At 44.7% G+C, this 12,989-nt stretch carries 11 protein-coding genes; all 11 read left to right on the top strand.

Annotation, left to right across the window (positions count from 1 at the left end):
* Window positions 1–51 precede the first annotated feature (51 nt).
* The 11 genes from RIL182_RS18980 (at window position 52) to RIL182_RS21415 (ending at window position 12,907) form a co-directional block, all read left to right on the top strand.
* Window positions 52–756: a FadR/GntR family transcriptional regulator gene (locus RIL182_RS18980; RefSeq protein WP_006857388.1), complete on the top strand. Its 705-nt coding sequence runs from the start codon at window positions 52–54 to the stop codon at window positions 754–756.
* Window positions 757–981: 225 nt separating this feature from the next.
* Window positions 982–2,337, top strand: a complete 1,356-nt coding sequence (locus RIL182_RS18975) for a GntP family permease (RefSeq protein ID WP_006857387.1) — start codon at window positions 982–984, stop codon at window positions 2,335–2,337.
* 180 nt (window positions 2,338–2,517) lie between these two features.
* A complete protein-coding gene (gene ilvD / locus RIL182_RS18965) occupies window positions 2,518–4,305 on the top strand; it encodes a dihydroxy-acid dehydratase (RefSeq protein ID WP_015559689.1) in 1,788 nt (595 codons plus the stop codon).
* Window positions 4,306–4,585: 280 nt separating this feature from the next.
* Complete coding sequence (locus RIL182_RS18960) at window positions 4,586–5,767, top strand: BadF/BadG/BcrA/BcrD ATPase family protein (protein ID WP_015521045.1); 1,182 nt, start codon at window positions 4,586–4,588, stop codon at window positions 5,765–5,767.
* Window positions 5,768–5,786: 19 nt separating this feature from the next.
* Window positions 5,787–6,512, top strand: coding sequence for a glucosamine-6-phosphate deaminase (gene nagB, locus RIL182_RS18955; protein WP_044999086.1), 726 nt, complete (start codon window positions 5,787–5,789; stop codon window positions 6,510–6,512).
* 17 nt (window positions 6,513–6,529) lie between these two features.
* Window positions 6,530–7,672 carry an N-acetylglucosamine-6-phosphate deacetylase gene (gene nagA, locus RIL182_RS18950; RefSeq protein ID WP_006857386.1) on the top strand — a complete coding sequence of 381 codons (1,143 nt, stop codon included), beginning with the start codon at window positions 6,530–6,532 and terminating at the stop codon, window positions 7,670–7,672.
* A gap of 207 nt (window positions 7,673–7,879) precedes the next feature.
* A complete protein-coding gene (locus RIL182_RS18945; RefSeq protein ID WP_044999084.1) occupies window positions 7,880–9,460 on the top strand; it encodes a glucose-6-phosphate isomerase in 1,581 nt (526 codons plus the stop codon).
* A 357-nt stretch (window positions 9,461–9,817) separates the two neighbouring features.
* Window positions 9,818–10,870 carry a 16S rRNA (cytosine(1402)-N(4))-methyltransferase RsmH gene (rsmH, locus tag RIL182_RS18940; protein ID WP_006857385.1) on the top strand — a complete coding sequence of 351 codons (1,053 nt, stop codon included), beginning with the start codon at window positions 9,818–9,820 and terminating at the stop codon, window positions 10,868–10,870.
* A 232-nt stretch (window positions 10,871–11,102) separates the two neighbouring features.
* Window positions 11,103–11,993: a pyridoxal 5'-phosphate synthase lyase subunit PdxS gene (gene pdxS, locus RIL182_RS18935; protein WP_006857384.1), complete on the top strand. Its 891-nt coding sequence runs from the start codon at window positions 11,103–11,105 to the stop codon at window positions 11,991–11,993.
* Window positions 11,994–12,004: 11 nt separating this feature from the next.
* On the top strand, window positions 12,005–12,706 hold the full coding sequence (pdxT, locus tag RIL182_RS18930) for a pyridoxal 5'-phosphate synthase glutaminase subunit PdxT (RefSeq protein ID WP_006857383.1): 702 nt from the start codon (window positions 12,005–12,007) through the stop codon (window positions 12,704–12,706).
* A 30-nt stretch (window positions 12,707–12,736) separates the two neighbouring features.
* Window positions 12,737–12,907 (top strand): hypothetical protein, encoded by a 171-nt coding sequence (locus RIL182_RS21415; protein WP_006857382.1) that lies wholly within the window; start codon window positions 12,737–12,739, stop codon window positions 12,905–12,907.
* Window positions 12,908–12,989 lie beyond the last annotated feature (82 nt).

The following is a 12,989-nucleotide window of genomic DNA, read 5'->3' as shown; positions in this document are numbered from 1 at the left end:
TGGTATGATGTCTTTATGCATCACACAGGACAAAGGAGAAAATAATACAATATGGAAAAAAAGAGCCGGGAATTATTAGCACCGCATGTGGAAGAAGAACTGATGGATTATATTTTGCATACGCCGGTGAAAATAGGTGAGAAACTGCCAAATGAGTTTGAACTGGCAGAGCTGTTCGGCGTTGGGCGGAGCACAGTGCGGGAGACGGTAAAAAGCCTGGTTTCCAAAGGTGTGCTTGAGGTCCGCAGGGGTTCCGGGACTTATGTGATCGGGACGAACCGCTTAGAGGATGATCCGTTAGGGCTTTCAGGGTTTACGGACAAATATGAACTGGCGTTAGACCTCTGCAATGTGCGCCTGATGTTAGAGCCGGAGATCGCCATGCTGGCAAGTGAAAACGCGACGGACGAGGAAAAGGCGGAGTTAAAGCGGCTGTGTGATGAGGTGGAAAATCTGTATCTTGCCGGGGAGAACCATCTGCAGAAAGATGTGGAATTTCACACTTACATTGCGCGGTGCAGCAAAAATAAAGTCATTGAGAAACTGGTACCGATCATTCAGTCGGCGGTCATCACGTTCGTGAACCTGACACACCGCCAGTTAAAAGACGAAACGATTGATACCCACCGTGCGATCACGGATGCAATCTTAAATGGAGACAGTGCGGGTGCAAAATATGCGATGATCATGCACCTCAATTATAATCGTCAGATGATTTTGAAAAAACAGGCAAAGGCGCAGCAAAAAAATGAGTAAGGGACAAAAACTCCAAAAACTGGTAAGACGTCATATGACATGATGCAATATCGGAAAAATATACAAAAAACAAGGTGCTTTTTTAGGAAAACACCTTGTTTTTTTGTCTAAAAGAGAGGTTTTAACAAACTAGACATCAGATGTATTGACAAAAAATGATCAATAAAATACAATAATCGCAATGAAACATCAGACGTCATACAAATATCAATAAGGAGGTATATCATGGGTAACGTCGCAGAATTAGATACAACCCGGCTGGTTATTGCAGCAATTATCGGACTGGCATTGTTGTTAGTTTTGATCATCAAATTTAAGGTTCACGCAATGCTTTCGATCTTAATCGGTGCGATTGCAATCGGACTGATCGCAGGAATGCCGTTTGAAGAAATCGTAACGGCGGTGGACGATGGTATAGGAAACACGCTAAAGGGAATTGCCCTCCTGGTAGGACTCGGTTCCATGTTCGGTGCGATACTTGAAGCATCGGGTGGAGCACAGACTTTAGCAGTTACAATGGTAAAGAAATTTGGGGATGAGAAGGCTGCATGGGCGCTTGGAATCACCGGCCTTGTTATTTCTATCCCGGTATTCTTTGATGCAGGACTTATCATTTTAATTCCACTTGCATTTTCTCTTGCAAAAAGAACAAAGAAATCTTCCCTGTTTTATGCGATCCCGCTTTTAGCAGGACTTGCCGTAGGACACGCATTTATCCCGCCGACACCTGGCCCGGTATTAGTTGCCACAATGTTAAATGTGGAACTTGGATGGGTTATTTTAGTCGGTGTATGCTGTGGATTTTTTGCAATGATCGTTGCAGGTCCGGTCTGGGGAGCTATCTGCGGAAAGAAATTTTATGTTCCGGTTCCGGATCAGATCGCAAACCAGGAAGATATTGATGAATCCAAACTTCCGAGTTTTGCATCGGTCGTTACCATCATCATGATCCCTCTGGTACTTATCATATTGAAATCTGTTGCAGGCGTGGTTCCGGCATTGGCAGGAGTGGCACCGTTATTTAACTTTTTAGGACAGCCGTTTGCAGCACTTCTGATCGCAACATTAGCCGCAATGTTCATCCTTGGAACAAGACATGGATACACGATGCCGGAATTAGAGAAGATCCTCACAAAATCTTTAGAGCCGACAGGACTGATCCTTCTTGTGACAGCATGTGGCGGCGTGCTCCGTTATATTTTACAGTATTCCGGCTTAGGTGAGATCATTGGTAATGCTGTGGCATCCATAAATCTTCCAATCGTTGTTGTAGCATTTTTAGTTGCAGCACTGGTAAGAATCTGTGTAGGTTCTGCAACCGTAGCAATGACCATGGCAGCAGGAATTGTAGCAGCAATGCCGGAGATCGCATCCTTATCACCGATGTATCTTGCATGTGTGGTTGCAGCAGTTGCCGGTGGAGCGACAGTCTGCTCACACTTTAACGATTCCGGATTCTGGCTGGTAAGATCACTGATCGGACTTGACGAGAAGACAACGTTAAAAACCTGGACGATCATGGAGACATTGGTTGGTGGAACCGGATTTATCGTTGCACTGATCATTTCTTTCTTCGTGTAGAAGAAACGGTAATGACAGAGCAATCACAGAGCATGAAATTTAGTATATTATAGATTTTCACGGTAAAAAGCAGCGCAGGAATGGAGGCTAGTGTGAAAAATAAGATTTTTCACACGCAAGATTTGTGCTTACGCACAAACTTGAGATGCGCAAAAAAACAGCGCAGGAATGGAGGTTATCATGGAATTAAGAAGTCAGAAAGTAAGAGAACTTGCACCGGAGATGGACCCGCTTCGCATGGGTATGGGATGGAAGGCGGAGGAGCTTTCCAAACCACAGATCATCATTGAGAGTACTTATGGAAACAGCCATCCGGGTTCAAGCCATTTAAATATTTTTGTGGAAGAAGCAGTAAAAGGTGTTGATGAAAACGGCGGAAAAGCAGCGCGTTATTATGCAACAGATATGTGCGATGGAATGTCCCAGGGACACGATGGAATCAATTATTCTTTAGCACACAGAGATGCGATCACAAACCTTGTGGAGGCGCAGGCAAACGCTACAACGTTTGATGGTGGTGTTTTTATCGCAAGCTGTGACAAGGCAATGCCGGCGATGCTTATGAGTATCGGCCGTTTAAAAGAGATGAGCGCGATCGTTGTGACCGGTGGTGTTATGGAAGCAACGGTTGTAAAACCGGAATATGTGGAAAATGATCCGGGCTGTAAGATCAATGAGCTTTTAACCTTAGAGCAGATCGGAAAATTCAGCGCGCAGTATGAGCGTGGTGAGATCCCGGAAGAGCAGCTCCGCTATTACAAACACAATGCATGTCCAAGCTGTGGCGCATGTTCTTTCATGGGAACCGCTTCCACAATGCAGGTTATGGCTGAAGCACTTGGACTGATGCTTCCGGGAACAGCACTGATGCCGGCAACTGCACCGGAATTAAAAAAGGCTGCCTATGATGCCGGAAAACAGTTAATGAAATTAGTTGAAATGGGAATTGCTGCAAAAGATATCGTCACAATGGAAAGTCTTGAGAATGCGATCATGGTACATGCTGCAATCTCAGGTTCCACCAACGCGGTCATGCACATTCCGGCAATCGCACATGAATTTGGTTTTGAAATTGATGCGGATACTTTTGACAGAATGCACCGCGGTGCACATTATCTGCTAAACATCCGCCCGGCAGGAGACTGGCCGGCACAGTATTTCTACTATGCAGGCGGTGTGCCGAGAGTCATGGAAGAAATCAAGAGCATGCTCCACCTTGATGTGATGACAGTTACCGGAAAAACACTCGGTGAAAATTTAGAAGAGTTAAAAAAGAACGGTTTCTACGAGCACTGTGATGCGATCTTAAAAGAGAAATCCGCACTGATCGGAAAAGAGATCAAACGTACCGATATCATCGCTGATTTTGACCATGCGATCGGTACAGAGGGAAGCATCGCAATCCTGCGCGGCAACCTTGCACCGGAGGGAGCAGTCATTAAACACACTGCCTGCCCGAAAGAAATGTTCCATGCAAGATTAAACGCAAAACCGTATGACAGCGAGGAAGAAGCGATCGATGCGATCCTGAAGGGAAAAGTAGTACCGGGAGATGCCGTATTTATCCGCTACGAGGGACCGAGAGGCAGCGGTATGCCGGAGATGTTCTACACCGGCGAGGCAATCTGTTCTGACCCGAAACTTGCAGCCAGCGTTGCACTGATCACAGATGGACGTTTTTCCGGCGCATCCAGAGGACCGGTCGTAGGACATGTATCTCCGGAGGCAGCAGCCGGCGGCCCGATCGCATTTGTGGAAGAGGGAGATCTCATTGAACTTGATGTTGAGAACCGCCGTCTTGCGATTGTAGGTGTCAAAGGCGAGGAAAAGACCGGGGAAGAAATTGCACAGATCTTAGAGGAACGTAAAAAGAACTGGAAAGGTTTTACCAGCAAATATAAGAGTGGTCTGTTAAAATTGTATGCACAGCATGCGACCAGTGCGATGAAGGGTGCCTATATGGACTAAGTATCCAGACCATAAAAAAATCCGGGTGTTGCTGCCCGGATTTTTTGTATTCATGTACGATGTCAGCTCTGCTTTTTTAATTCATAGGAAATTACGTCCTATGAATTAAAAAGCCCTCCGGGCGGGATGCGCATCTCGCGGAGTAGAAGTTAGCTGTAAACAGCACCGCCAGGGCGCGAAAGAGTCGCAAGCGACTCTTTGTTCCATATCAACTGATAGTTGATGCGTAAAAAGAAATAACAACCGGCACATGCTTGAAAAATCAACCATTAGTTTTATAATGAAATTAGAAAAACGAGATGGGGGATGCGAAGTGTTTGATATCATGACAATGGCGGAAAACATCAAAACATACCGGAATAAAAGAGGACTGAATCAATATGAATTTGCGGAAAAATTGGGAATCAGCCCACAGGCGGTATCCAAATGGGAGTGTGGACAGTCCTGTCCGAGTATCGAAAATCTTTGTGTGATCTCAGAGATTTTAGATGTTTCCATCGATACGCTGATCGGTGAAAACAGTGACAGTGAAAAGATGATGATCGGAATCGATGGCGGGGGAACGAAAACAGAGTTTGTTTTATTTTCGGAAAGCGGAAGAATTTTAAAACGGATCATCCTTGACGGCTGCAATCCGAATACGGTAGGAATGGAGGAGGCAATGAACATCCTGCAGCTTGGCATTGATACGCTCATGAAGATCAAGGGGAAGATCAGCGGAATCTTTGTGGGTGCTGCAGGATTAGATTCCGGAAACAATACATCAAAGATCAAAAAGATGTTAAAAGAAAAATATCCGAAAGTAAAAATCCAGTGCGAAAATGACATCTATAACGTCATTGCCTGTGGAAAAAATCTTGACCGGTGTGTGGCTGCGATCAGCGGAACCGGAATGATCATTTACGCAAACCAGAATGGAAATTTAAAGCATTTTGGCGGGCGGGGATATCTGCTTGATAAAGGCGGCAGCGGCTACCACATCGGACGGGATGCGATCTGTGCAGCGCAGGATGCAAGGGACGGGATCGGAGAACATACGATACTGACGGATCTTGTTGAGGAAAAATTAGGGAATACGGTATGGGAGAGCATCCAGGACATCTACAGTAAAAACCAGTCCTATATTGCTTCGTTTACGCCGTGCGTATTTCTGGCACATGAAAATGGGGATAAAATCGCAGAGCAGATTTTAAAGAACAATGCAGCATGTTTAGCGGAACTTATCAATTTTGCCGTGGATCATTATGATGTCGGAAAATATGTGGTTGCATCCGGCGGAATTTTAAAACAGAAACCGGCATTCCGGGAAATGTTAAAAGAGATGCTGCATCCGGATATTGAATTAGACGTTCCGGACTATCCACCGGTATATGGCGCATGTATCATGTGCTGCCTGTTATGTGGGGTTGATACAAAGCCGGTAAAAGAGCGTTTTATGATGTCATATGATTCATACCAGTAAGGAGAGGGAGGAAAACAACATGAGAATTATTAAAGTGAAAAACTATGATGAGGTTTCTGTAAAGACAGCAAATTTGATTTTAGGACAGGTAAATTTAAAACCGGATGCGGTTTTAGGACTTGCTACCGGTGGTTCACCTGTGGGGGCATATAAAAAGATCGTGGAAGCATATAACAACGGTGAGGTTGATTTTTCCGGGGTTACGACGATCAATCTGGATGAATACAGAGGAATCAAAAGAAACCACGAACAGAGCTACTGGAGTTTTATGCAGGAAAATCTGTTTAAACATGTAAATGTAAGGGAAGACCACATTTTCATTCCAAACGGAGAAAATCTTAACAGTGAGGAAGTCTGCAGGGAATATGACAAGATCATCGAAAATGCCGGTGGTATTGATATGCAGCTTCTTGGAATTGGCCTGGACGGACATATCGGTTTTAACGAACCGGCGGATCATTTTGAAAAAAATACACACTGTGTGGAACTGACGGAGAGCACGATCGAGGCAAACAAGAGATTTTTTGAGAGTAAGGATGAAGTTCCGCGTCAGGCATATACCATGGGTATCCTGCCAATCGTACAGGCAAAGAAAGTCATCATGATCGCAAATGGAAAAAACAAGGCGGATATCATCAAAAAAGCATTTACCGGACCGGTCACACCGGAAGTCCCGGCATCCATTCTGCAGATGCATCCGGATTTCACACTGATCGCAGATGAGGATGCACTTTCGGAGATTTAAAAGGGGGAAAATCCAAAATGATCATAAAAAATGCATTGGTTTATACAGAAGATCATAAGTTTGAAAAGAAAGATGTCAGGATCGAAGATGAACGGATCGCAGAGATCGCAGAGAACGGTCAGATTACTGCCACAGATGAGAATGTGATCGACGGGGAAGGCATGTATGCGATACCGGGACTTGTGGATATTCATTTTCATGGGGCGGTAGGCTATGATTTCTGTCAGGCATCGAAAGAAGAACTGTTAAAAATAGCAGAGTATGAGGCAAAAAACGGTATTCTTGCCATCTGCCCGGCAACGATGTCCTATAATGAAGAAATTTTAGGACATGTCATGGACAAGGCGGCAGATTACAAAGAAGATACCGGAGCAGATTTGGTCGGCATCAATATGGAAGGCCCGTTTATCAATTTAAAAAAAGCCGGGGCGCAGAATCCGGAATATATTATGCCGGCAGATAAAGAAATGTTTCTGCGTCTGCAGGAGAGAAGCGGCGGGCTGATCAAACTGGTAGATATCGCACCGGAAGAAAAAGGTGCGATGGAATTTATCGAACAGTGCCATGACAAGGTAAAAATCTCTATCGCGCATACCTGCAGTGATTACGATACGGCGCGCGAGGCATTGGAAAAAGGCGTGGGCCATATGACACACCTCTATAATGCCATGCCGGGGATCAATCACAGGGAGCCGGGACCCATCATAGCGGCACTTGAGGCAGGAGCTGAGGTGGAACTGATCGCAGACGGTATTCATATCCATCCGGCGATGGTGAGAACGACATTCCGCATTTTCGGGGCAGATAAAGTCATTCTGATCTCAGACAGTATGGAAGCTACGGGACTTTTGGACGGGGACTACCAGCTTGGCGGGCAGGGCGTGACCGTAAAAGGCAGAAAAGCCGTCCTGACAAAAGATCCGGGTGTTATCGCAGGCAGTGTCACAAACCTGTTTGACTGCATGAAAAACTGTGTACTGAATATGGGAATACCGCTCGAGGATGCAGTCCTGGCAGCAACTGAAAATCCTGCAGAATCGATCGGTGTGGAGAAAGATTACGGCAGGATTGCAGTTGGAAATTATGGAAACCTGCTATTGCTGGATAAAGATCTGCATATAAAAAACATCGTTCAAAAAGGGAAAATAATGTCCATCTGAAAATTACAGACATGGTCGTAAGTGCACAATTTTTTAATTTTTTTAGTAATTTTTCGCGATCTTAAGGCAGAGGCTTGAACTTGCAGATATTTAATAGTATAATCACTTAAGCTAAAAAAATTTTAAGTACCTAAAAATATATTTATGGAGGAAAATGCGCGATTCTTATGGAGCGGGTATTTCTCTCTGAAAAACAAGGAGGACATTATGATTACCTGGAACAACTTAGACACCCTTGATTCCTATAAGGAACTTTCAAAGGCTTCCCGCGTAAACCTTGCAGAAGTAATGTCAGGCGAGAACGGTGCAGAGCGTGTAAAAAATTACAGCATTCCTATGGCTGAGGGATTTTCTTACAATTATGCAGCAAAAGCTGTTGATGATGATGTGCTTGATGCACTCGTAAAACTTGCAAAAGAGGCACAGCTTGCAGAAAAATTTAAAGCTCTCTACAATGGTGAAGTTGTAAATACCGGTGAAAAACGTCTGGTACTTCATCATATGACACGTGGACAGCTTGGTGATGCAGTAAACGCTGACGGCGTGGACAAACGTGCTTTTTATGTAGAGCAGCAGAACCGCATCGCTGATTTTGCAAACAAAGTACATGCAGGCGAAATCACAAACGCAGCAGGTGAGAAGTTTACAACAGTTGTTCAGATCGGTATCGGCGGCAGTGATCTTGGTCCTCGTGCTATGTATCTTGCATTAGAAAACTGGGCAAAGAAAAACAACACATTCAAGATGGAAGCAAAATTCATCAGCAACGTTGACCCGGATGATGCAGCAGCAGTTTTAAATTCCATTGATGTGGCACACTCTATTTTTGTACTGGTTTCCAAATCAGGTACCACACTTGAGACATTAACAAATGAATCTTTCGTAAAAGACGCATTAAAGAAAGCAGGATTAGATGCTTCGAAACATATGATCGCAGTTACCAGTGAGACATCCCCGCTTGCAAAGAGCGATGACTACCTGGCAGCTTTCTTCATGGATGACTATATCGGAGGACGTTTCTCTTCCACTTCCGCAGTCGGCGGAGCCGTTTTATCCCTGGCATTCGGACCGGAAGTATTTGCACAGTTCTTAGAGGGTGCAGCAGCCGAAGATAAACTTTCCGCAAATGAAGATGTATTAAAGAACCCTGAGATGCTTGATGCACTGATCGGTGTATATGAGCGAAACGTTTTAGGTTATCCTTGCACTGCAGTATTGCCATATTCCCAAGCATTAAACCGTTTCCCTGCACATTTACAGCAGCTTGACATGGAGTCAAACGGTAAATCTGTAAACCGCTTCGGTGAGCCGGTCAGCTATCCGACAGGCCCGGTGATCTTTGGTGAGCCAGGAACAAATGGACAGCACTCTTTCTACCAGTTATTACATCAGGGAACCGACATTGTTCCACTTCAGTTCGTTGGATTTAAGAATAACCAGATCGGAACCGATGTTGTGATCCAGGACAGCACAAGCCAGCAGAAACTGTGTGCAAACGTTGCAGCACAGATCGTTGCATTTGCATGTGGTAAATCCGATGAGAACCGCAACAAGAACTTCGAGGGCGGCCGTCCATCCAGCATCATTATCGGTGATCAGGTAAATCCTGGTTCTCTTGGTGCGTTATTAGCACACTTCGAGAATAAGATTATGTTCCAGGGATTCTTATGGAATGTAAACAGCTTCGACCAGGAAGGTGTTCAGCTTGGTAAAGTCCTTGCAAAACGTGTTCTTGCACATGAGACAGACGGTGCACTGAAAGTATTCAGTGATCTGCTGAATATCTAGTAGATACGGATGATGGTGTAAACTTGGGATTCTATGTAATTTAGGATTACATGTAATTTAGAATTACATATAATTTGGGATTACATGTAATTTGAGATTACATGCAGTTTGTCAGTGAATACAATTTCAGATGAAGTAAAAATGCTCTTTTCTAAGCAGGCGGGTAAATGTCTCTCAGAAGAGGGCATTTTTTGTGTTGTGGGATTTTTTATAATGCGCAAAGCAATCAGGCATTGAATTGTTCCAATCCAGCAATTATAATGAAAGACATTAGTTATTGATGGAAAAGGATGGTTTTGAGATCATCATAAGAAATATTTTTTGAAACCATGATTTGGAAACAGAAAGGACAGACATATGGAACAGGAACAGCAGACACCGCACAAGAGGCGTGTACGTTACAAGGGAAAATACCCCAAGAAGTTTGAAGAGAAATATAAAGAACTTCAGCCGGAAAAATATCAGGATACGATCGAACATGTCATCAAAAAGGGAAACACGCCGGCAGGAATGCATATTTCCATTATGGTGCAGGAGATCCTTGATACCTTAAAGATCCAGCCGGGCGAGACCGGTTTTGATGCAACGTTAGGATATGGAGGGCATACAAAAGCAATGCTTGCCTGTCTGAACGGACAGGGGCATATTTATGCAACCGACGTTGACCCGGAGGAGTCCGCCAAGACGAAAAAGAGATTGGAAGAACTTGGGTACGGAGAGGATATCCTGACGATCCGGCTGCAGAATTTCTGTACGATCGATGAGATCGCAAAAGAAGCCGGCGGTTTTGATTTCATTTTAGCGGATCTGGGTGTATCTTCCATGCAGATCGACAATCCAAAGCGTGGATTTTCATTTAAGGTGGATGGCCCACTTGACCTGCGCCTAAATCAGGAAGCAGGAATCAGCGCGGCAGAACGTCTTGATACCATCACAAGGGAGGAACTTGCCGGAATGCTCTATGAAAATTCCGATGAACCTTACTGTGAGGAGCTTGCGAAGGCGATCACCGACGAGATACGAAAGGGCAGCCGGATCGACACGACGACAAAATTGCGCGAAGTGATTGAAAAAACACTGGATTTTCTGCCGGAAAAAGAAAAAAAAGACACGATCAAAAAGACCTGTCAGCGTACATTTCAGGCACTCCGCATCGATGTGAACCGTGAGTTTGAGGTCTTATATGAATTCATGGAAAAACTGCCAGACGCCTTAAAACCAGGGGGACGTGTGGCAATCCTCACGTTTCATTCCGGGGAGGATAAGCTGGTCAAGAAAGCATTAAAAGAAGGCTGTCGTGCAGGAATTTATGCAGATTATTCAAAAGATGTTGTAAGACCGAGTGCACAGGAATGTGCACAGAATGGAAGAGCGCGGTCTACGAAGATGCGCTGGGCAGTCCGGGCATAGAAGATTTATTGGTGCTGATATGGTATCATGGATTGAAATAAAAAATGAATGCTCAGATCATGTTAATTACAAACTGGCATGACTGAAAAAGAAAAAACTGGATGTTTTCATACATCCAGTTTTTTCTTATACTTCATAACATCAGGATCCGGAAAGAAATTGATACAGAGTAACTGTTTGAAAAACTGCGCAGAAAATCAAACTGGTTGTCTGAAAAAGGAGAAAGTTAGTTATGAGTAATATAAATAATACAAAAGAGCAGTATGAATTAAACCGTGAACTGGCACAGATGTTAAAGGGTGGTGTCATCATGGATGTCACAAATGCCGAGCAGGCAAAAACCGCAGAGGCAGCAGGAGCATGTGCGGTTATGGCATTAGAGCGGATCCCGGCGGATATCAGAGCGGCAGGCGGTGTGGCAAGAATGAGTGATCCGAAGCTGATCAGGGAGATTCAGGGTGCGGTTTCCATTCCGGTTATGGCAAAATGCCGAATCGGTCATTTTGCGGAGGCACAGATCTTACAGGCATTAGAGATCGATTACATTGACGAGAGTGAAGTGCTTTCTCCGGCAGATGATGTTTACCACATTGACAAGACAAAATTTCAGGTGCCGTTTGTCTGCGGAGCAAAAAATTTAGGAGAGGCACTCAGAAGAATCGCTGAGGGTGCAGCGATGATCCGTACCAAAGGGGAGCCGGGAACCGGTGATGTGGTTCAGGCGGTACATCATATGAGACTGATCAACTCCGAGATCGCGGCAGTTGCGGCAAAACGTGAAGATGAACTTTTCGAGGCAGCAAAACAGCTTCAGGTTCCATATGATCTTGTAAAATATGTGCATGACCACAAAAAACTTCCGGTTGTAAATTTTGCGGCAGGCGGTGTGGCAACTCCGGCAGATGCAGCATTGATGATGCAGCTTGGTGCCGAGGGCGTATTTGTAGGTTCGGGTATTTTTAAATCCGGCAATCCGGCAAAACGTGCAGCAGCAATCGTACAGGCAGTGACCAATTACAATGATGCAAAATTGATTGCAGAGTTATCTGAAGATTTAGGAGAAGCGATGGTTGGCATCAACGAGGATGAGATACAGCTGCTTATGGCAGAGCGTGGGAAATAAATTGCTCAGAAATGGAGATAAGTGTGAAAAATAAGATTTTTCACACGCAGGATTTATGCTTACGCACAAACTTGAGATGCGCAAAAAACAGCGCAAGAATGGAGAATATCATGTCAGAAAAAGTATCAATCGGAATCCTTGCGGTGCAGGGCGCATTTGCGGAGCATCAGGCGATGCTTGACGGGCTTGGCGCGGATACATTCCTGATCCGTCAGAAAAAGGATTTGGAAGAGGCTGTGCAGAATGGCGGACTGCAGGGGATCGTGCTTCCCGGAGGTGAAAGCACGGTACAGGGAAAACTGCTTAGAGACCTTGGCATGTATGACCAGTTAAAAGAACTGATCGAAGCGGGTACACCGGTGCTTGCGACCTGTGCAGGGCTGATCCTTTTAGCAGAGCGTGTTTCCAACGATGACAGAGCGTATTTAAAAACCCTGCCGGTAAGCGTGAAGCGCAACGCCTATGGCAGACAGCTCGGAAGCTTTGTCACGGACGCAGAGATTGCACACATTGGAACTTACCGGATGAATTTTATCCGTGCACCATATATTGATGAAATTTTAAATCCGCAGGTGGAGACATTGGCGATAGTGGATGGCAATACGGTAGCAGTCCGCTACAAAAACCAGCTTGCGCTCAGTTTTCACCCGGAAGTGAGTGAAGATGCAAGGGTGCACGCGTATTTCTTAAATGAAATCGTGCAGGGTGTATAAGAAAGAAAAAATTGGCGAAGTGAACGGAAAATGAAAGAAATTCATCCATTTTTACCGAAGTCTAATGGAGATTTAGAAGAGAATGGGCGAAATGAATGGAAAATGAAAGAGATTCCCCCATTTTTATCGCAGTTTAATGAAAATTTAGAAGAGAATGGGCGAAAGCGTTATAAGGATGAAGCCAATAGCCCACGAAAATGAAAAAATCAGGGCGAAAACAGGAGAACAGAAGATGTTTTCGCCCGAAATGGCTGTGAAAATGTTAAAAAGAAAGAAGAAATGG

The organism is Roseburia intestinalis L1-82, assembly GCF_900537995.1.
GTDB lineage: Bacteria > Bacillota > Clostridia > Lachnospirales > Lachnospiraceae > Roseburia > Roseburia intestinalis.
This window is presented reverse-complemented; position numbering and strand designations above follow the sequence as displayed.